Genomic DNA, 18,184 nt, shown 5'->3' with positions numbered 1-18,184 from the left:
ACCTGCTAGCGGCCATCCGGCAGCCTATAGCAGCACTTCCGTTACCTGATCCGATAAAGAGATTAGATGGAAATGGACGGCTGATTCGTTGGTTGCCCTGCCAGCACGAGACCTACAATCGCCACTGAAACGATGGAACAACGGTGAGCAAAAATGGCGGACAATTCAATGCTGGTCGTGAGCGCGCACAGCGCCGACTTCGTATGGCGGGCGGGTGGTGCGATCGCGCTTCACAAGAAGAATGGATACCGGGCGAAGGTGGTGTGCCTGTCCTTCGGCGAGCGCGGCGAGTCCGCAAAGCTCTGGCGCAAGGGCGAAATGACTGTGGAGAAAGTCAAGGCGGCGCGTCGCGAAGAAGCAGAGCGGGCCGCCGACATTCTGGGTGCCGAAGTGGAATTCTTCGATCTCGGCGACTATCCACTGCGCGTGCCGGATGAAGCACTGATGCGGCTTGTCGACGTTTACCGGGAAATGCAGCCTGCGTTCGTGCTGAGCCACTCGCCGAAGGACCCCTACAATTTTGATCACCCGCTCGCGATGCACGTTGCGCAGGAAGCGCGCATCATCGCGCAGGCTGAAGGTCACAACCCCGGGCAGAAGGTGGTCGGCGCACCGCCGCTGTACGCTTTCGAACCCCACCAGACCGAACAATGCGAGTGGATGCCCAACACGTTCCTCGACATTACCGAGGTGTGGGACATCAAACGGCGCGCAATCGAGTGCATGGCAGGGCAGGAACACCTGTGGGAGTACTACACGCGTGTGGCTTTGCAGCGCGGCGTACAGGCCAAGCGCAATATCGGCATTACCGCGGCTCGCGATATCAAATACGCTGAAGGCTATATGCGCATCACGCCGGCCGTGACAGGAGACCTGTCTTGAAGCGCGCAGTGGCGGTGACAGGTGAGCGCCGCGCCGATGCGCTTGACGTGGCGGCGCTCCAGCAGGCAGGCGTTGCCGCATCCACATGACGGGGACCGGTATGAAGACCCGGATCGCGTTTGTCGGCTTCGGTGAAGCCGGTGGCATCCTCGGCGCGGGGCTTGCGGCCCATGACGCCAGATCGGCGTTGCCTCAGCGGCAAAGATGTGCCGTAGCGTGATGATCAAGGGTATCGAGGCGCTGACTGTGGAATGCCTGCGTGCGGCGCGCTGCTACGATGCCGATTCGATCGTGCTCGCGTCGCTTGCGGAGACCTTCGCCAAAATGCAGCGCGACCCGGACCTTGCCGGCTACCTCGTTAGCCGGGTGGCGGAGCATGGCCGCCGCCGTGCCGCCGAAATGCGCGAGGTGTCGGGGACGCTGCGCGAAGCGGGTATCGAGCCATGGATGAGCGAAGCTTGTGCCCGCTTGCAGGACGGTGTATTCGATGCCATGCAGGAACAGGGCATCGAATACACCGCATTGCCCGTTCCCTTCGACTGGAAAAGGTTCTTCGATGGCCTCGCCGGAGAGGCACTCTGATAGCCAGACTGCCTCGCGGAGTGGCGGTCACCTGCGACCGGTTTTTTTCACGGCGCGCGCCACGTCGGTTATCGCCAGCCGGATCGCATCGATCAGCGCGCGTGCGGCGGGAGACGGTGTCCCTTCCGCGCGGACCGTAAGCCCGATGTTGCGCTGTGTGTTATGCAGTGCGACGTCGAGGACAGCGAGCTGGCCGGACTCGCACTCGTAGAACAACTGCCGCGCGGACAGCGCCGCTACCATGTCCGTCCCCAGCAGCACGCCGCGAATGACCGCCAGGTCCGCCGTTTCGACGGTAGGCATCGGCGGCTTCAGCTTCAGGCGACGGAACTGTGATTCGAAGAGGCCGCGTGCGGGTGCGTGGCTGCGCGGCAGAATCCATTGCGCGTTGCGCAGGTCTGCGATGGTCAACCCCCGTGCGTTTGCCAGAGGGTGATCGCGGCGCGCCAGCACGACCATCTCTTCCGCCATCAGCCGCTCGTTTTGGAGACTGCTTGCCGCATCGTTGCCGCGCAGCGCGCCCAGAATAAAGTCGATGTCGCCCGCACGCAGCCCGGCGACGAGCGTTTCGTAGGCGCTTTCGTCGGTGACGACCCGCACGCCGGGGTGCCGTGCTGTCATCCGGGCGATTGCGTTGGGAAGAATCAGCGTCCGGCCAAGCGGAAGCGCGCCGACCGTTACCGAACCCTGGATTTTGCCGTGCAGCGCGGCGATGTCGTCAGGCACATGTCGCAATTCGTTCAAGGCGCGGCGCACATGCAGCAGGAATGTTTCGCCTTCGGTGGTCAGCAGGATGCCGCGCGCACTGCGATGGAACAGGCGCAGGCCCGCGCCGCTTTCGAGTACGCGAATCGCGCTGCTCACCGCAGGCTGGGTGATGCCGAACGTGGCGGCAGCCGTTGGCATGTGCCGGTGGCGCGCGAGCGCGACGAACAACTGAAGCCGGCGTGCGTTCAGCAGATAGGCCGGCAGCGTGCCTTCCGCAGGGGCGCGTCGCCGCACCTGCCGCACCGCGCACCACTGCGCAAGCTCCTCGAGCTCGGCGAAGATCCGCTCGCAGCGCTCCAGCACCGCGCGGCCGACCGGTGTCGGCAACATCCCCGACGGCTTGCGCTCGAAAAGCTGCTCGCCGAGCGCCGACTCCAGTTCCTGCACCGAGCGCGTGACGGCGGACTGGGCCCGAAAGAGCGCCAGGGCGGCACGGGTCGCGCTGCCGGTATCGGCAACAAGTTTGAACGCACGCAGATGGGCGAGGTTGAGAAGTTCGCTGTTGCTCACGGATGACGTGCCGGTGAGTGGAGTTCGATGATCGGGAAAGGTGATGAGGCCCGCGCTATGCTGCGCCGGAAATCAGATGGAGCCTGGGAGAGGACAGGTTGAGACTTTCCTTCGAAATATGGGTGTGCTCTTTCATCAATGCTTCCACGCGCGCTCCTTCGCCGTTCAGCAGCGCGCCCACGATTGCGTGATGTTGACGGTGCGCGTACATCAGCATCATGAACTGGCGCTCTCTGGCCGTTTCATCGAACACGACCGTGAGTGGAGAGACGAACGGAATCTTGTCATTCAGATGGAGTGCGGCGCTAACGGCCACATTCTGTGCGGCGTCCACGATCAGTGCATGAAAGCGTCCATTCATCGACGCGTATCGCATTTCATCGCCTTCCTTCAGAAAGCCGGCGCTGAGGATCTCGTCTCCCTCCTTGAGGCAGTCTTCGAGCGATCGGGCGAGCGCAGCGTCGACCCGACGCTCGGCAACGGAACGGGCGGCCAGCCCTTCGAGCACGCCGCGCACGTCGATTGCGTTGAGCACGTCGTTGACGCTGAAGCGCCGCACGACGTAGCCTCGCGCGCCCGAGCGTTCCAGCAGTCCTTCGGACGAGAGCACGCTCAGCGCATAACGCAGCGGCGTGCGTGACACGCCAAGCCACTGCGCGATTTGCGCTTCGACGAGGCGCTGTCCCGGTTCCAGTTCGCCGGAAAGGATTCGTTCGCGCAGCGTCTGAACAATCGCCTGCTGGGTTGTGCCGTTCATGTCTATCTGTTCCGTTTGGCGAAAGTATAGCGAGATGCTACCTGCCGCACCATGCGCGCCTGCCGTATTGCGAGTTCGTTCTTTCGGTATCTGATTCAGTTATGGCTGATTCTTCCACCAGGTCGGCCGATCCGGTCCCGCCAGGCATTCAGGATACCAATTCGCCCCTGATTCGGCGCGGCTTTCAACGCCATCCGCGCCGGCGGTGAGACGTAAAACCCCGGTAAATAAGCGGTTTTTACCCAGTGTATGTGGTTAACCCGCACTTTCGAAAGACTGTGCGTTTTTTATATCTTTGTATCCCAAGAGGTCGCAGTTCGCATCCCGGGGATGGACACGGCCTATTCGATTTACCCGCCTGCGCGATGAGGGCGGAAGCAACGGAAGATATCGATATGGCAAGGATTGTAGGCGGCATCGGCACGTCGCACGTACCGACGATTGGCCTCGCATATGACAAGGGCAAGCAGAACGATCCCGCATGGGCACCCCTCTTCAAGGGATACGAACCGGTCGCGCAATGGCTTGCACAACGCAAGCCCGACGTGATGGTGATGTTCTACAACGATCACGCGAACAGCTTCTTCTTCGACTGCTATCCGACGTTCGCGCTCGGCGTTTCCGCGAATCATGAGTTTGCGGACGAGGGCGGTGGAAAGCGTCCGCTTCCGGACATCGCCGGACATCCCGATCTGGCGATCCACATTGCAGAGCAACTCGTTGCGGATGAGTTCGATCTGACGATCTTCCAGGACCGGGCGCTCGACCACGGTTGCAACTCGCCGCTATCGCTGATGTTGCCGCATGACGGCGGCTGGCCTGTGTCGCTCGTGCCGCTGGAAGTCAACGTCCTGCAATATCCGCTGCCGACCGCGAACCGCTGCTATCGCCTGGGCCAGGCGCTGCGCCGTGCGATCGAGTCTTTCGAGCAGGATCTCGACGTCGTGGTGGTGGGGACGGGCGGTCTCTCACATCAGGTCCACGGGGAGCGCAGCGGTTTCAACAACGAGGACTGGGACATGGAGTTCCTCGACCTGATCGTCAATGACCCGGCGCGGCTCGCGGCGATGAAACACGTCGACTATGTGCGCCTCGGTGGCGCGGAGAGCGTCGAGACCATCATGTGGCTGGCGATGCGCGGCGCGCTGGGGCCGAAGGTTCGCGAACTTCATCGCAACTACTACCTCGCGACGAGTACCGCGATGGCCGTGACGATTTACGAAGAAGAGGTGACGCAATGAACCCTCAACTGGTTGGCATCGAAGAGTTGACCGGTACCTACCCGTTCGATATTCGCCAGAGCATCAAGGCAATGCGCCTGAACCGCTTCTTCTGGATGATGCGTGACCCGCAGGCGCGCTCGCGCTGGCTCGAGGACCGGGCATCTGCGTACGACACCGCGGGCTTGACTGCAGAGGAACGGACACTCGTCGACAACACGGACTGGCTTGGCCTGATTCGCTACGGCGTGTGCTTCTTCGTACTCGAGAAGTTCGCGCGGGTGGTGAAGACGACGAATCTGGGCATGTACGCCAGCATGCGGGGCGAGACCCTCGAAGCGTTCCTCAAGACGCGCAGGGTGCCCGACGCCGTCTGATGTGATGCGGTACCCGGATCCGCTATATGAGATTTTTTCGGGGGAGCAGACATGGGTAGCAATTTCAGTGTCAGCGGTAACGGGATAGACAAAGGCTTGCGCTCTGATTGTGAAGAAGCAACTGGCTGCGCAAGCAGTGAGCTGATACAGGCGATTTTGTTTTGAACTGGTTGGTCCAACGACAGGAGATAAGATGAAAAAACTGAACCATAAATATAAAGTGGTCGTCATGGCAGCGATCGGGGCAGTCTGCGCGGGGCAGGCGCACGCGCAGTCGTCGCTGACGCTATACGGGATACTCGACGTTTTTGCAGGCTATCAGACGGCGAAGGTGGGAGGGAGGAATACGTCGCTGGCCGTGCTCGGGAATAACGGGGAACTCACGAGCCGTTGGGGCCTGCGGGGAACGGAAGATCTGGGCGGAGGGTACCGGACCATGTTCGCCCTGGAGAGCGGGTTCGATCCGGGCACAGGCAAGCAGCAGAATTCCTACCGCTTTTTCGACCGGCAGGCGTGGGTCGGCGTGGGAGCGCCTTGGGGCGAACTCAGGTTTGGGCGTCAGAACTCGCCGATGTTTGTATATAGCGGCAACATGGACGCCTTCGGTGCCGCGACGTACGGATCGGGCTATAACAATTTCGCCAACTGGCAGGCCCGCGTCGATAACGACATCAGCTACATCTCTCCGAAACTGGCGAACACCCAGCTCGAGCTGCACTATTCGGTCGGCGGGCAACCCGGCACGCTTGCGGGTAATGCTGTCTACCAGGCCGGGCTGCAGACCACTCAGGGTCCGGTTTATCTCGCGCTGGCCTACCTGAACGCAGCGAATGCGACAGCCTCTGTCCGTGTTCAGGAGATCATGGCAGGCGGAAACGTTGACTATGGCCTGGGAAAGATCTATCTCGGCTTTTTCAGGGCGAACGACGTGATCTCCGCGACGACGGGCAACGCGTTGTCTAATCCAGCGGGAAAATATGATCCGACGGTCGGTCCGGTCGGCAACGTAGCCGGCAACTGGCACAGCACCTGGTCGCTGTCAGCCGACTACCGGTTCACTCCTTTCCTGAGCGCTGGTGCCGGATATGCGTTCATCAAGGACAGCTCGTCGCTGGGCAATGATGCAAGCCAGATGAGCGCGATTGTGAACTACGACCTTTCGAAGGCCACGCGATTGTATGGCGTTGTGTCGCGGCTGAATAATCGCAACACTGCCCAGTTCAAGATGGCGGGCGCCAGCATTACGACAGGTTCGTTCCTTACACCGGACAAAGGTCAGAGCGAAACCGGTGTGCAGGTTGGCATTCGTCACCTGTTCTGAGGTACGCGGGCTGGCCGTCCTGCTGGCTGATGACAGGACGTGCCCGCGCAATCGAATGGTGGATGTCGTAGGCGCCGCCTGGCGCGTCGACCTGGAAGGCAGGCCGATCCGTTTTAGAAAAGCAGGCGTCGGCTACATTCTCTGAGCCTTCAACTCCAGTCCGTCGAGATGTCGTCGGGATCGACCAGCGTCAGTCCTGACGACGGCAACGGCAGCGCCGTCTTGTAACGCACCTGCTTGAGGGCGAAGCTGGAACGGATGTTCGAGACACCCGGGATCGTCGTCAGACGCTCGAGGATGAATCGCTCCAGCGTCTTCATGTCCGGCATGACCACGCGCAGCAGGTAGTCGGCATCGCCCGACATCAGGTAACACTCCATCACCTCCGGACGTTCCGAGATCGCCCGCTCGAAGCGCTGAAGCGCATCCTCGACCTGCTTCTCAAGACTCACCTGGATAAACACGTTGATTTTCAGGCCCAGCAGTTCGGGATTGAGCAGGGTGACCTGCTGCTTGAACAAGCCGAGCTTTTCGAGGGCGCGGACACGGTTGAAGCACGGAGTCGGCGACAGGTTGACCGATCGAGCCAGCTCGGAATTAGTGATGCGGGCATTCTGTTGCAACTGGCTGAGGATGCCGATGTCGATGCGATCGAGCCGTCTGGGTGGCGAGGTCATAGATGAAATATTCTGGAAACGGGAGCCTGTGCAGAATAAATACACTATCGAGGTGGTGCATCGCAAGTAAAAGAGAGGCATATTTTGCGACTGGATGGCTAACATGTATCGAGCCATCCATGAACCGAACGCCTCCCGGAGTTGTGCCATGACGGATTTATCCAGCGGTAGCAAACAGCTGCAATGCCTTGGACGAGGCCGGGAAGACAGCGACCCCGACGAAACGGCGGAATGGCTGGAGGCGCTCGATGCGGTGGTCGCTCATGTCGGCACAGAACGCGCACAGTATCTGTTCGATCGTCTGGCCGGGCACGCACTGACGCTCGGTGTCGAGTCTTCGCGCGCCCGCGTCACGCCCTACACGAATACGATTCCGCTCGAACAGCAGCCGCGCTATCCAGGCAATCTCGAACTCGAGGAGCGGCTCGCCGCCGCGCTGCGCTGGAATGCGCTCGCGATGGTCGTGCGCGCGAACAAGGCATATGGCGAACTCGGCGGGCACATCGCGAGCTATGCATCGGCGGCGGATCTGTTCGAAGTGGGCTTCAACCATTTCTTTCGCGCTGCGGCGCCAGCGGCCGGTGAGGGCACCGGTGGCGATCTCGTGTATTTCCAGCCGCATTCGTCACCGGGCGTCTACGCGCGGGCCTTCCTCGAAGGATTCCTGAGCGAGGAACACCTGCAGCACTACCGGCGTGAAATTGCCGGACCCGGGTTGTGTTCATATCCGCATCCGTGGTTGATGCCGGACTTCTGGCAATTCCCGACCGGCTCGATGGGCATCGGCCCGATCAACTCGATTTACCAGGCGCGCTTCATGCGCTATCTGCAGAACCGCGGCCTTGCCCAGACCGGGGGCCGCAAGGTGTGGGGCTTCTTCGGCGACGGCGAGATGGACGAGCCGGAATCGACCGGTGCGCTGTCGCTTGCGGCGCGCGAGGGGCTGGACAACCTCGTGTTTGTGATCAACTGCAACCTGCAGCGGCTCGACGGGCCCGTGCGCAGCAACGGTCGCATCATCGACGAACTCGAAGCGCAATTCACCGGCGCGGGCTGGAACGTGATCAAGGTGGTGTGGGGTTCAGACTGGGACGCATTGTTTGCCCGCGACAGCACCGGCGCATTGCTGCGCGCGTTCGCCCATACGGTCGACGGCCAGTTCCAAACCTTCTCGGCCAACGACGGCGCTTATAACCGCGAACGCTTCTTCGGCCAGAATCCCGACCTCGCGGCGCTCGCCGGGCAACTGGGTGACGAGGATATCAACCGCCTGCGCCGCGGCGGCCATGACGTGCGCAAGCTGCACGCGGCTTACGCGAAGGCGCTCGACCATCGCGGCCAGCCGACGGTGATTCTCGCCAAGACGATGAAGGGCTTCGGCATGGGCACGACGGGGCAGGGCAGGATGACGACGCACCAGCAGAAGAAGCTCGGGTTCGACGACCTGAAGGCGTTTCGCGATCGTTTCCGCTTGCCGCTGTCGGATGAGGACGTCGAGCAGGTGAAGTTTTACAAGCCAGCGGAGAACAGTCCGGAGATGCAGTATCTGCATGCGCGCCGGGCTGCCTTGGGAGGCTATCTGCCCAGAAGGCGGAGAGTCGCATCGAAGGGGCTGACCGTTCCTTCGCTGCAAACCTGGGGACAATTCGCGCTGGAAGCGGCTGGCCGCGAGATGTCGACGACGATGGCGCTGGTACGCATGCTGACCGCGCTGCTCAAGGACGCGGAACTCGGCCAGCGCGTCGTGCCGATCGTTGCCGACGAGGCGCGCACGTTCGGCATGGCCAACATGTTCCGCCAGGTCGGGATTTATTCGCCGCTCGGCCAGTTGTACGAACCCGAAGACCTCGGGTCGATGCTCTACTACCGCGAAGATACCAAGGGGCAGATTCTCGAAGAGGGAATTTCAGAGGCCGGCGCGGTGTCGTCGTGGATCGCGGCGGCCACGTCATACAGCGTGCACGATCTGCCGATGTTGCCGTTCTACATCTACTACTCGATGTTTGGCTTTCAGCGCATCGGCGACCTCATCTGGGCGGCCGCCGATCAGCGTGCGCGCGGCTTCCTGATCGGGGCGACGTCCGGCAAGACGACGCTCGGTGGCGAGGGCCTGCAGCACCAGGATGGCAGCAGTCATCTGGCGGCTTCGACGATTCCGAATTGCCGCGCTTACGATCCAGCGTTTGCGTATGAGGTGGCGGCGATCATCGACGAGGGTGCGCGCGAGATGGTCGAACGTCAGCGTGACGTCTTTTATTACGTCACGGTGATGAACGAGAACTACGCGCAGCCGTCGGTGCCGCAGGGCGATCCGCAGGCACTGCGCGAGGGCATTCTCAAGGGCATCTATCCGCTGCAGCCGGAGACAAAGGACGCGGCTCGCGTGCAACTGCTCGGCTCGGGCGCGATCCTCGGCGAGGTGATCGCCGCGCAGCAGATGCTCAAGGACGATTGGGGTATCGAGGCCGCGGTCTGGAGTGTGACGAGTTTCACCGAGTTGCAGCGCGCCGGCATGGCCGCCGAGCGGCTCGCACGTTTCGGCGAATCAGCGCCGGTGCCGTATGTGACCGCGGCGCTCGAAGCGTCGAGCGGTCCGGTGATTGCGGCGACGGACTACGTGCGCGCCATCCCTGAACTGATTCGTGCCTATGTGCCGCGTCGCTATGTGACGCTTGGCACCGATGGCTTCGGCCGCAGCGATACGCGTCAGGCTTTGCGCGAGTTCTTCGAAGTGGACCGCGCGTCGATCGTGATTGCCGCGTTGAAGGCACTCTCGGATGACGGCGCGATCGACGCCGGTGTGGTTGGCGTGGCACGCCGGCGCTATGGCAAAGCCGGATCGCCGGGTGCTGCTTCATGGGAGAGATAAATACGTTTTGACTCGTGCGTCGATTGGCTAAGGCAGGACAATGAGTGCGGTTGTCCGGCCCGCCGGCCACTCCATGACGCGACGGACACCCTCAACGAGCGAAGTTCTGTTTCCCGGGCGAAGCCGGGAACAGCGACGGTAACAAGGCGCTTTGAAAAGAAACCTGCAGTCGGGGACTGGAAGGCAGGCCACCCGATGAAGGGCTTGCGGCGTGCTATCCAGTCCCGCCCGGGTCAGCGGCTGGCTACGTCAATGATCGCCTGGGCGAAGGCCTGGGGGGCTTCCTGGGGCAGGTTGTGGCCGATGCCGCCGGTAATGAGCCGGTGCTCGTATTTGCCGGAGAATTTCCTGGCGTAGGATGCGGGTTCCGGATGCGGTGCGCCATTCGCATCCCCTTCAAGGGTGATGGTGGGCACGGTGATGACCGGACCAGCCGCTAGCCGCCTTTCCAGATCGTCGTACTGCGGCTCGCCTGCAGCCAGACTCTGTCGCCAGCGGTAGTTATGGATCACGATGCTGACGTGGTCCGGATTGTCGAAGGCCGTTGCGCTGCGATCGAACGTGGCGTCGTCGAAATGCCACGTCGGCGAAGCGAGCTGCCAGATGAGTTTCGCAAAATCGCGCCGGTACTTTTCGTAGCCCGCGCGGCCGCGCTCGGTAGTGAAGTAGAACTGGTACCACCAGTCGTGTTCCGCCTTCGGTGGCAGCGGTATCTTGCCCGCTTCCTGGTTGCCGATCAGATAGCCGCTCACGGCGACGAGAGCCTTGCAGCGCTCCGGCCAGAGCGCCGCCATGATGCAGGCGGTGCGGCCTCCCCAGTCATAGCCGCCAAGAATTGCCTTGTCGATCCTGAGCGCATCCATGAGCGCGATGATGTCGACCGCGACGACCGCCTGCTGGCCATTCCGGACTGTCGTATCCGAACGAAAACGCGTCGTGCCATAGCCGCGCAGATGCGGGACGATCACCCGGTAGCCGGCTGACGCCAGCAGAGGCGCAACATCGACGTAGCTGTGGATGTCGTAGGGCCAGCCGTGTAGAAGGATGACCACGGGGCCATTGGCTGGGCCAGCCTCGGCGTATCCCACGTTCAGAAGACCGGCATCGATCTGCTTCAGCGGACCGAACGACGTGTTGGTTCCCGGCTTGATCGGCGGCACGGCTGCCAGTTTCGTCGTGCTGGATTGTGCTTGTGCAAGGCCGATCATGCCGAACTGGGCGGCCGCCAGGGCCATGGCGGCAGTGCCGAGGAAACCGCGACGACGATCGTTGATCTTGTCCGACATTTCTACTCCTCCTGTTGATGTGTTAACCCGGCCGCCGGAGTACGGCGAGCAGGTCGGTCCGATGTGTTCATGCCCGCGGGAAATAACGTGAACCATCGTTATCCCGCGCGACCTATTCGATGGCAAACATCCGGACAGTGGTGTTGCTCTCACGTGCAACACCGTCAGCCCGCCTTATTCCTTCTGCGCCAGCAAGCTCTGGATCTTCGCCTCGGTCTCTGCATAGTCGCCCTCGCCGAAGTGACTGTAGACCACCTGTCCCTGCCTGTTGATCAGGTAGACAGCCGGCCAGTACTGGTTGTCATAGGCGCGCCACGTCGCGTACCGGTTGTCCTGCGCCACTGGATAACCGATGCCGAAGCGCTTGATGGCCGTTTTGACGTTGTCGGTGTTGCGCTCGAACGGGTACTCGGGCGTGTGTACGCCTATTACGGCGAGCCCCTGGTCCTTGTATTTCTGATTCCAGCCCTTGACGTAAGGCAGCGTATTGATGCAGTTAATACACGTGTAGGTCCAGAAGTCGACCAGCACGACCTTGCCCCGCAACTGCTGCATGGTCAACGGATCGCTGTTGAGCCACGTGTCGATGCCGGTGAATTCCGGTGCGGGTCCGCCGTTCTTCAGCGGGGCTGCGAACGCGGTGGTGCCGGCGGCTCCGATGGCGATGGCGCCGGCAGCGGCAGTCGCGGAAACGACAACCACGGCGGCCAGGGTTTTGAGTCGGGAGAGCATGTCAGAGTCCTTTCAGGGAGGGGAACAAAGCGGCGATCCGGGGCCGCACGCGGCTGGGCCGGTCCACCGACGTGCCGAGCAGGATCGGCATCACCGGGAGGATGCAGGGCGAAGCAATGGTGAGCAGGCCGGCCAGCAGGACGAGGGGCGTTTCAAGCAGGTTGTGCACGATGGGCGTTCCGTCGATTGGCATGGGTGCATTGGAACGCCCGCTCGTATCTGGTGTATGTCGGCCATTCGACCCGGGTGCAATGTTTTGTATCTTGGGAAGCCTCAGATACATTGCGACACAAATCGCTGTGCGAGCTGGGCTATAAAGCAGACATCGTTCAACTGGAGAGCCACATGACCACCAACCTGCTGCAAGGATCCTGTCACTGCGGGGCCGTCAAATTCGAAGTCCGTACCCCGGTCGTTCCTGCCGTGCGTTGCAACTGCAGCCTGTGCAGGCGCAAGGGCGCGCTGATGACTCCGTCGTTCCCCGCGGGTGATCTGAAGATTCTGAGTGGCGAGGACGCGCTGACGCTTTATCAATTCAATACACGCGTGGCGAAACACTATTTCTGCAAGCATTGCGGCATCTATCCGTTCCACCAGACTCGCAAGGACCCGCAGCTCTGGCGCGCCAACATCGGTTGCCTCGAAGGCATCGATCCGTATACGCTCGAAGCCAGCGTGGCCGATGGTGCCAGCCTTTCCGTGGTGGAGGATGCATGAGGCGACTATTCGCGATCGTCGCCTTCCTCGCGGGCGGGTTTGCGGCCGAAATGGCACACCCGGTGCACTGTTCGCTGATGGTTGCGAGCCGGGTGTGTGTGAAACGCCGGAAAGGATGATCCATTGATGGAAAACGTTGATCACGTGCTGATCGTCGACGACGACCGCGGCATTCGCGAACTGCTCGCAACCTATCTGGAGAAGAACGGCATGCGGGTTTCGCTCGCCGCCAACGGCCGCGAGATGCGGGCCGCGCTGGAGAACGGCGCGCCCGACCTGATCGTGCTGGACCTGATGTTGCCGGGCGAAGACGGGCTGGTGCTCTGCCGGGAACTGCGTGCCGGCAAGTTCCGCTCGGTGCCGGTAGTGATGCTGACTGCCCGCAACGAGGAGGCGGATCGCATCGTCGGCCTGGAAATGGGCGCAGACGATTACCTGCCCAAGCCGTTCGCCGTCCGGGAACTGCTGGCGCGTATTCGCTCCGTGCTACGCCGCGCCCGCATGTTGCCGCCAGGGATGCAGGTGACGGAAACGGCTCAGATGCTGGCCTTTGGCGACTGGCGGCTCGACACGACCGCGCGCCACCTGCTCGACGCCGAGGGCACCATGGTCGCGCTAAGTGGCGCGGAGTACCGCCTGCTGCGCGTGTTCCTCGACAATCCGCAACGTGTGTTGACGCGTGAGCAGTTGCTCAACCTGACCCAAGGCCGGCAGGCCGATGCGTTCGACCGGTCGATCGACCTGCTGGTCAGCCGGCTGCGCCAGCGTCTGCAGGATGTTGCGCGCGAACCGCGTTACATCAAGACGCTGCGCAGCGAAGGCTATGTGTTCTCCGCGGCGGTGACGCTGATCGAAGGCCCTCAATGAACCCACGGTCGTTGCTGCATTGGCCGCGCACCCTGTTCGCGCGGCTGGCCCTGATTCTCTTTGTCAGCCTGGCGCTGGCGCAAGGGCTGTCGTTCTGGCTCACCATGACCGAACGCGACCAGTCCATGACCAACGTGATGATGGGTTACATCGAGCGCGAGGTTGCCAGTTCGGTTGCACTGCTCGATCATCTGCCGCCTGTCGAGCGCGCCGAATGGCTGCCACGGCTGGCGCGGCGCAGCTACGACTTCATTCTCGGGCCCGGGATCCCCGGCAACCCGCCGGATGCGCGATTGTCGGCCCGGGTGGCCGAATCGATCGGCGAAGGCATCGGCACCCAGTACCCGTTGACTGTGAACGCCATTCCTGGCGATCGGGAGCGCCTGCAGGTTCATCTGAAACTGAGCGACGGCACACCGTTGACCATCGATCTGCGCCCCATGCCGGGCACGCCGCTCTCGCGCTGGCTGCCACTGGTGCTGATGGTGCAACTGGCTGTGCTGGCGATATGCTGCTGGCTGGCGGTTCGGGTGGCGACCCGGCCGCTGCACCACCTGGCGCTGGCGGCCGATACGCTGGGGCCTGACCTGAAGGCGGCCCGCCTGCCGGAAGACGGGCCGTCCGAGGTGGCGCTGGCGGCGCGAGCGTTCAACGCAATGCAGGACCGCATCTCGATGTACATGACCGAACGCATGCAGATCCTGGCGGCGATCTCGCACGACCTGCAAACACCGATCACCCGCATGCGTCTGCGGGTCGACGTCATGGACGACAGCGCGCAGAGCGCAAAGCTGCAGCAGGACCTGCGGGAAATGGAATCCCTCGTAAAGGAAGGCGTGACGTATGCCAGGACCCTGCACGGTGCTGCCGAAGTGCCGTGTCGCATCGATCCCGACGCGCTGTTCGACAGCCTCGTCTTCGATTACGTCGATGCCGGCCAGCCGGTTTCCCTGCAGGGCAGGATCGGCAGTTCGCTGGTGACGCGTCCCCAGGCGTTGCGCCGCATACTCGGCAACCTGGTCGACAACGCACTGAAGTACGGAGGGGCGGCCGAGATTGTGGTGGGCGCATTGCAGGACGGGCAGGTGACGATCTCGGTGCTCGATCGAGGGCCGGGCATACCGGCTGAATCGCTGGAAGCGGTATTCGAGCCGTTCTACCGGCTCGAAGCGTCGCGTAACCGTCATACTGGCGGCACCGGGCTGGGCCTTGCCATTGCGCGGCAACTCGCCCTTGCCATGGATGCGACGCTGTCACTGAACAACCGGACCGGCGGCGGGCTGGAAGCCAGGTTGACGTTGAAAGTCCCACGCTAAACGCCATCCCGTGTCAGGGCAGCCGATGCCCGAGGCGGCCCCGCCTCAACTCCCTCTCGTAGTTCGATCCTCCACGCTACTCAATCAGGACGTTTAGCCGCGTTAGTGGCAAACCGTTCGCGCCATGGCTCGAACGAGTATTTCACATGTTGACGTGCTCGCGCGCGCAGACACTTGCTGCGGCGCAATGTCGACCACGCGACTATTTAATCACCCCGCTACAAATACCTCGCGTGAACATAGATATGAACTATAAAGTTGAGACGAGGGGCAGGCATCATTTCATCGAATCCCAGACTACGCGAACCCTGACCGCACTGCCGAACGACCCTGCTGTCCAATCGCCGTGAGCCGTTTCTGAAAAACCCGACATACCGGATAAACCGGCGAGCGGTGTTGCATTCCCGATCCAGCTAACAAAAAAGGAGTCCGCATGGCTTCCACAGAGCAAAAAATGTCGCGCATGCAACTCACGGCGATGGTGGTGGGCGGGATGGTCGGCGCGGGGATTTTCTCTCTGCCTCGGACTTTTGCGAATGCGACCGGGCCGTTGGGCGCGCTCGTCGCGTGGCTCATTGCGGGTACCGGCATGTACATGCTGGCGCGGGTGTTCCAAGCGCTTGCCGAGCGCAAGCCCGATCTGGACGCCGGTGTGTTTGCGTATGCCAAGGCGGGCTTTGGCGACTACCCGGGCTTCCTCTCAGCCTTCGGCTACTGGATCGGCAGCTGCATCGGCAATGTCTCCTACTGGGTGCTGATCAAGTCGACGCTCGGTGCGTTCTTCCCGGTCTTCGGCGACGGTAATACGCTCGTGGCGATCGTGGTCGCCTCGATCGGGATCTGGCTGTTTCACTTCATGATCCTGAAAGGCGTGCAGCAGGCCGCCTTTATTAACAGTATCGTAACGGTGGCCAAGATCGTTCCGATTCTGGTGTTCATCGTGATCATGATCTTTGCGTTCAGGATGAACGTGTTCAGCGCGAATTTCTACGGTGGCGGGCTGGAGGGGAATCTCTTCCAGCAGGTGCGCGCGACCATGCTGGTCACGGTGTTCGTGTTCATCGGCATCGAGGGGGCGAGCGTGTATTCGCGTTACGCGAAGGAGCGCGCGGACGTCGGCCGCGCCACGATTTTTGGCTTCATCGGCGTGTCGGCGCTGATGGTGCTTGTGACGATGCTTCCCTATGCCGCGCTGCAGCGCGCGGACATCGCGGGCATGCGCCAACCTTCGATGGCGGCGGTGCTGGAATCGGTGGTGGGTCACTGGGGGGCGGTCTTCGTCAGCGTGGGTCTGATCGTTTCCGTGCTTGGCGCCTATCTGGCCTGGTCGCTGATCTGTGCCGAAGTGTTGTTCACCGCAGCGAAGACCGATGACATGCCAGCGATCTTCGCCAAAGAGAACGCCAACAAGGTGCCGGCCAACGCGCTGTGGCTGACCAACATCGTCGTGCAGTTGCTCGTCATGAGCACGTACTTCTCGCGCGACGCGTTCGCGCTGATGCTCAACCTCACCAGCGCCACGTCGTTGATCCCGTACCTGTTCGTGGCGGCGTACGGCTTCATGATTTCCAGACGCGGCGAGACATATGAAATACGCCCCGAGGAGCGCAGGCGCGACCTGATCATGGCCACTATCGCCGTGATTTACACGATCTTCATGATTTATGCTGGAGGGCTGAAGTTCATCCTGCTTTCTGCCGTGCTGTATGCGCCCGGCACGATTCTGTATATCTGGGCAAGGCGCGAACAGAACAAGACCGTCTTTATCGCTTCGGACTGGATCATTTTCTTCGTCACCGTCATCGGTGCCGTCGTCGGTATTTATGGCATGGCGACAGGGTTGATCACCCTCTAGTTACTCCGACTGGATACAGCCGGTGGATACTGAAATTTCGGAGGCCATCATGGCGAACACCGATGTGAATCAGGCTGGGTTGGGCGTGTACTCGGAAGTTGGGCAATTGCGCAAGGTGATGGTCTGCGCGCCGGGTCTGGCGCATTCGCGGCTGACGCCGAGCAATTGCGATGAACTGCTGTTCGACGATGTGCTGTGGGTCGAGAACGCGAAGCGCGACCACTTCGATTTCATCACCAAGATGCGCGACCGGGGCGTCGAGGTGCTGGAAATGCACAACCTGCTGGCCGAGACCGTGGCGGTGGCCGAGGGCAAGAAATGGATTCTCGACAACCAGGTGGTGCCGAATCAGGTCGGGCTGGGCTTCATCGACGAACTCAGGAGCTATCTGGAGGGGCTGGACAACCGCAAGCTGGCCGAGACGCTGATTGGCGGGCTGTCGACCCACGACTTTCCGGAAGCACACGGCGGCAAGGCGCTGGCGATGGTGCGCGAGGCCGCCGGGACGACGGAGTACCTGCTGCCGCCGTTGCCGAACACCCTGTACACGCGCGACACCACCTGCTGGATCTACGGCGGCGTGACGCTCAATGCGTTGTACTGGCCGGCGCGCCATGAGGAAACCATCCTCACGGCGGCGATCTACCGGTTTCATCCGGACTTTGCCGGCAAGGTCAACGTGTGGTGGGGCGACCCGACCGAGGATCACGGGCTGGCGACGCTGGAAGGCGGCGACGTGATGCCGATCGGCAAGGGCGTCGTGCTGATCGGCATGAGCGAGCGCACGTCGCGCCAGGCCATCAGCCAGCTTGCCGCGACGCTGTTCAGGAAGGGGGCGGCCGAGCGGGTGATCGTGGCGGCGATGCCGAAGATCCGCGCGGCGATGCACCTGGACACGGTGTTCACCTTCGCGGACCGCGACTGCGTGCTGCTGGCACCGGACTTCATGAACCAGACGCGCACGTTCTCGTATCGCCCGAGTAGCCACCCGAGCGGGGTGGAACTGCACAAGGAAGAAAAGCCTTTCGTCGATGTGGTGGCCGACGCGCTGGGGTTAAAGAAGCTGCGCGTGGTCGAGGCGGGCGGCAGCGACTACCAGCGTGAACGCACGCAGTGGGACAGCGGCGCGAACCTGGTGTGCGCATCGCCGGGCGTGGTCTTCGCGTACGACCGCAACACGTACACGAACACGCTGCTGCGCAAGGAAGGCATCGAGGTCGTGACGATCGTCGGTGCGGAGCTGGGTCGCGGACGTGGCGGCGGTCACTGCATGACCTGTCCGATCGTGCGTGACGCGGTGGATTACTAGCGCGACCGTGCCGCCATCGCCGATGTTGTGGCGGGCGGCTACAAGGCCGTTTTCTGCTTGGTGAGCCCGCTTCTGACCGTGGCCAACGCGTACGCTGGGATCCGGATGCCGCGCGTTCCGGCAATTCCGCCGCCGGCTT

At 62.1% G+C, this 18,184-nt stretch carries 16 protein-coding genes and 1 pseudogene; 11 read left to right on the top strand and 6 right to left on the bottom strand.

From position 1 onward, the window contains the following. The first annotated feature begins 153 nt into the window (after positions 1–153). Both B0G77_RS25790 and B0G77_RS25785 read left to right on the top strand, forming a co-directional pair. On the top strand, positions 154–882 hold the full coding sequence (locus B0G77_RS25790; protein ID WP_133664858.1) for a PIG-L deacetylase family protein: 729 nt from the start codon (positions 154–156) through the stop codon (positions 880–882). A 219-nt stretch (positions 883–1,101) separates the two neighbouring features. Further along, on the top strand, positions 1,102–1,464 hold the full coding sequence (locus tag B0G77_RS25785) for a DUF1932 domain-containing protein (protein WP_243751391.1): 363 nt from the start codon (positions 1,102–1,104) through the stop codon (positions 1,462–1,464). A gap of 27 nt (positions 1,465–1,491) precedes the next feature. Here B0G77_RS25785 and B0G77_RS25780 read toward each other — a convergent pair whose 3' ends face one another. Beyond that, positions 1,492–2,742, bottom strand: a complete 1,251-nt coding sequence (locus tag B0G77_RS25780; RefSeq protein ID WP_133664856.1) for a LysR substrate-binding domain-containing protein — start codon at positions 2,740–2,742, stop codon at positions 1,492–1,494. Between the two features lie 55 nt (positions 2,743–2,797). Next, positions 2,798–3,499: a GntR family transcriptional regulator gene (locus tag B0G77_RS25775; RefSeq protein WP_133664855.1), complete on the bottom strand. Its 702-nt coding sequence runs from the start codon at positions 3,497–3,499 to the stop codon at positions 2,798–2,800. A 395-nt stretch (positions 3,500–3,894) separates the two neighbouring features. Between B0G77_RS25775 and B0G77_RS25770 the strand changes: the two genes are divergently transcribed. From B0G77_RS25770 to B0G77_RS25760, 3 genes are all read left to right on the top strand, one after another. Then, positions 3,895–4,740, top strand: coding sequence for a gallate dioxygenase (locus tag B0G77_RS25770; protein WP_133664854.1), 846 nt, complete (start codon positions 3,895–3,897; stop codon positions 4,738–4,740). After that, positions 4,737–5,096 carry a protocatechuate 3,4-dioxygenase gene (locus B0G77_RS25765; protein WP_133664853.1) on the top strand — a complete coding sequence of 120 codons (360 nt, stop codon included), beginning with the start codon at positions 4,737–4,739 and terminating at the stop codon, positions 5,094–5,096. Before B0G77_RS25770 ends, B0G77_RS25765 begins: the two co-directional genes overlap by 4 nt. 193 nt (positions 5,097–5,289) lie before the next feature. Next, positions 5,290–6,417 (top strand): porin, encoded by a 1,128-nt coding sequence (locus B0G77_RS25760; RefSeq protein ID WP_133664852.1) that lies wholly within the window; start codon positions 5,290–5,292, stop codon positions 6,415–6,417. A gap of 149 nt (positions 6,418–6,566) precedes the next feature. Here B0G77_RS25760 and B0G77_RS25755 read toward each other — a convergent pair whose 3' ends face one another. Next, on the bottom strand, positions 6,567–7,094 hold the full coding sequence (locus B0G77_RS25755; protein WP_133666868.1) for an Lrp/AsnC family transcriptional regulator: 528 nt from the start codon (positions 7,092–7,094) through the stop codon (positions 6,567–6,569). Positions 7,095–7,242: 148 nt separating this feature from the next. On the opposite strand from B0G77_RS25755, the gene mdeB reads away from it, so the two are divergent. After that, the gene (mdeB, locus tag B0G77_RS25750) at positions 7,243–9,963 is read left to right on the top strand and encodes an alpha-ketoglutarate dehydrogenase (protein WP_133664851.1); all 2,721 of its coding nucleotides are present in this window, start codon (positions 7,243–7,245) and stop codon (positions 9,961–9,963) included. 233 nt (positions 9,964–10,196) lie between these two features. On the opposite strand, the gene B0G77_RS25745 is transcribed toward mdeB, so the two are convergent. The 3 genes and pseudogenes from B0G77_RS25745 to B0G77_RS25735 form a co-directional block, all read right to left on the bottom strand. Continuing rightward, a complete protein-coding gene (locus tag B0G77_RS25745) occupies positions 10,197–11,249 on the bottom strand; it encodes an alpha/beta hydrolase (protein WP_133664850.1) in 1,053 nt (350 codons plus the stop codon). A 174-nt stretch (positions 11,250–11,423) separates the two neighbouring features. Next, positions 11,424–11,981 carry a thioredoxin family protein gene (locus tag B0G77_RS25740; protein WP_133664849.1) on the bottom strand — a complete coding sequence of 186 codons (558 nt, stop codon included), beginning with the start codon at positions 11,979–11,981 and terminating at the stop codon, positions 11,424–11,426. A gap of 40 nt (positions 11,982–12,021) precedes the next feature. After that, positions 12,022–12,150, bottom strand: a pseudogene (locus B0G77_RS25735) (cytochrome c biogenesis protein CcdA); the annotation flags it as partial. 176 nt (positions 12,151–12,326) lie between these two features. Between B0G77_RS25735 and B0G77_RS25730 the strand changes: the two are divergent. The 5 genes from B0G77_RS25730 (at position 12,327) to arcA (ending at position 18,045) form a co-directional block, all read left to right on the top strand. After that, positions 12,327–12,698, top strand: coding sequence for a GFA family protein (locus tag B0G77_RS25730; protein ID WP_133666867.1), 372 nt, complete (start codon positions 12,327–12,329; stop codon positions 12,696–12,698). A gap of 126 nt (positions 12,699–12,824) precedes the next feature. Beyond that, positions 12,825–13,565 (top strand): response regulator, encoded by a 741-nt coding sequence (locus B0G77_RS25725; RefSeq protein ID WP_133664848.1) that lies wholly within the window; start codon positions 12,825–12,827, stop codon positions 13,563–13,565. Beyond that, entirely contained in the window at positions 13,562–14,881 is a 1,320-nt protein-coding gene (locus tag B0G77_RS25720; protein ID WP_133664847.1) for a HAMP domain-containing sensor histidine kinase, read from the top strand. The genes B0G77_RS25725 and B0G77_RS25720 overlap by 4 nt, the downstream gene beginning before the upstream one ends. Positions 14,882–15,314: 433 nt before the next feature. After that, positions 15,315–16,736 (top strand): basic amino acid/polyamine antiporter, encoded by a 1,422-nt coding sequence (locus tag B0G77_RS25715; RefSeq protein WP_133664846.1) that lies wholly within the window; start codon positions 15,315–15,317, stop codon positions 16,734–16,736. A gap of 49 nt (positions 16,737–16,785) precedes the next feature. After that, on the top strand, positions 16,786–18,045 hold the full coding sequence (arcA, locus tag B0G77_RS25710; protein WP_133664845.1) for an arginine deiminase: 1,260 nt from the start codon (positions 16,786–16,788) through the stop codon (positions 18,043–18,045). Positions 18,046–18,184: the final 139 nt, after the last annotated feature.

The sequence above is a fragment of the Paraburkholderia sp. BL10I2N1 genome (genome assembly GCF_004361815.1).
Classification (GTDB): Bacteria; Pseudomonadota; Gammaproteobacteria; order Burkholderiales; family Burkholderiaceae; genus Paraburkholderia.
The sequence above is the reverse complement of the archived record's forward strand: the minus strand, read 5'-3'. Positions and strand labels throughout refer to the sequence as shown.

Excerpts from the sequence above, each read along its gene's own strand:
- B0G77_RS25790 (WP_133664858.1), top strand. The coding sequence starts at position 154 with ATGGCGGACAATTCAATGCTGGTCGTGAGCGCGCACAGCGCCGACTTC.
- B0G77_RS25760 (WP_133664852.1), top strand. The coding sequence starts at position 5,290 with ATGAAAAAACTGAACCATAAATATAAAGTGGTCGTCATGGCAGCGATC.
- B0G77_RS25725 (WP_133664848.1), top strand. The coding sequence starts at position 12,825 with ATGGAAAACGTTGATCACGTGCTGATCGTCGACGACGACCGCGGCATT.
- mdeB (WP_133664851.1), top strand. The coding sequence starts at position 7,243 with ATGACGGATTTATCCAGCGGTAGCAAACAGCTGCAATGCCTTGGACGA.
- B0G77_RS25785 (WP_243751391.1), top strand. The coding sequence starts at position 1,102 with ATGATCAAGGGTATCGAGGCGCTGACTGTGGAATGCCTGCGTGCGGCG.
- B0G77_RS25720 (WP_133664847.1), top strand. The coding sequence starts at position 13,562 with ATGAACCCACGGTCGTTGCTGCATTGGCCGCGCACCCTGTTCGCGCGG.
- B0G77_RS25730 (WP_133666867.1), top strand. The coding sequence starts at position 12,327 with ATGACCACCAACCTGCTGCAAGGATCCTGTCACTGCGGGGCCGTCAAA.
- B0G77_RS25765 (WP_133664853.1), top strand. The coding sequence starts at position 4,737 with ATGAACCCTCAACTGGTTGGCATCGAAGAGTTGACCGGTACCTACCCG.
- B0G77_RS25755 (WP_133666868.1), bottom strand. The coding sequence starts at position 7,094 with ATGACCTCGCCACCCAGACGGCTCGATCGCATCGACATCGGCATCCTC.
- B0G77_RS25715 (WP_133664846.1), top strand. The coding sequence starts at position 15,315 with ATGGCTTCCACAGAGCAAAAAATGTCGCGCATGCAACTCACGGCGATG.
- B0G77_RS25775 (WP_133664855.1), bottom strand. The coding sequence starts at position 3,499 with ATGAACGGCACAACCCAGCAGGCGATTGTTCAGACGCTGCGCGAACGA.
- arcA (WP_133664845.1), top strand. The coding sequence starts at position 16,786 with ATGGCGAACACCGATGTGAATCAGGCTGGGTTGGGCGTGTACTCGGAA.
- B0G77_RS25745 (WP_133664850.1), bottom strand. The coding sequence starts at position 11,249 with ATGTCGGACAAGATCAACGATCGTCGTCGCGGTTTCCTCGGCACTGCC.
- B0G77_RS25770 (WP_133664854.1), top strand. The coding sequence starts at position 3,895 with ATGGCAAGGATTGTAGGCGGCATCGGCACGTCGCACGTACCGACGATT.
- B0G77_RS25740 (WP_133664849.1), bottom strand. The coding sequence starts at position 11,981 with ATGCTCTCCCGACTCAAAACCCTGGCCGCCGTGGTTGTCGTTTCCGCG.